Source organism: Ruegeria sp. HKCCD3925 (assembly GCF_057221175.1).
The window spans coordinates 1-1,177 of the sequence record NZ_JBWVBI010000020.1 but is presented as its reverse complement, the minus strand read 5'-3'; the positions used below and the strand labels follow the sequence as shown (position 1 = coordinate 1,177).

At 58.9% G+C, this 1,177-nt stretch carries 1 protein-coding gene; it reads left to right on the top strand.

The genetic code is table 11. The features are described 5' to 3' along the window. Positions 1-1,176: elongation factor Tu (gene tuf / locus AC2TEM_RS21380; RefSeq protein WP_010441214.1), on the top strand; the 1,176-nt coding region annotated here is incomplete at its 5' end. Position 1,177: the final 1 nt, after the last annotated feature.

Below are 1,177 nucleotides of genomic sequence, written 5' to 3'. Positions count from 1 at the left end.
ATGGCAAAGGAAAAGTTTGAGCGTAATAAGCCGCACGTCAACATCGGCACGATTGGCCACGTTGACCACGGCAAGACCACGCTGACCGCAGCAATCACCAAGTATTTCGGTGACTTCAAAGCGTATGACCAGATTGACGGCGCGCCTGAAGAAAAAGCACGTGGCATCACCATCTCGACCGCCCACGTGGAGTACGAGACCGACAACCGCCACTATGCGCATGTCGACTGCCCCGGCCACGCCGACTACGTCAAGAACATGATCACCGGTGCCGCTCAGATGGACGGCGCGATCCTGGTTGTGAACGCAGCTGACGGCCCGATGCCGCAGACCCGCGAGCACATCCTGCTGGGCCGCCAGGTTGGCATCCCGAAGATGGTCGTGTTCATGAACAAAGTTGACCAGGTCGACGACGAAGAGCTGCTGGAACTGGTTGAGATGGAAGTTCGCGAACTGCTGTCCAGCTATGAATACCCCGGCGACGATATTCCGATCATCGCAGGTTCGGCTCTGGCCGCAATGGAAGGCAACAACCCGGAAATCGGCGAAGAGAAGATCAAGGAACTGATGGCGGCTGTTGATGACTACATCGACACCCCTGAGCGTGAAGTTGACAAGCCGTTCCTGATGCCGGTCGAAGACGTGTTCTCGATCTCGGGCCGTGGTACTGTTGTGACCGGCCGTGTCGAGCGTGGCGTGATCAATGTTGGCGACGAGATCGAAATCGTCGGCATCCGTGACACTCAGAAAACCACCTGTACCGGTGTTGAAATGTTCCGCAAGCTGCTGGATCGCGGTGAAGCGGGCGACAACATCGGCGCACTGCTGCGCGGTATCGACCGTGACGGCGTTGAGCGTGGCCAGGTTCTGTGTAAGCCGGGTTCGGTTACACCGCACACCAAGTTCGAAGCCGAAGCCTACATCCTGACCAAGGAAGAAGGCGGTCGTCATACCCCCTTCTTCGCGAACTACCGTCCGCAGTTCTACTTCCGTACAACTGACGTGACCGGCACCGTGACCCTGGCGGCTGGCACCGAGATGGTTATGCCCGGCGACAACGTCGGCTTCACCGTCGAGCTGATCGCGCCCATCGCGATGGAAGACGGCCTGCGTTTCGCCATCCGCGAAGGCGGCCGCACCGTCGGCGCCGGCGTCGTCTCGAAAATCATCGAGTAAT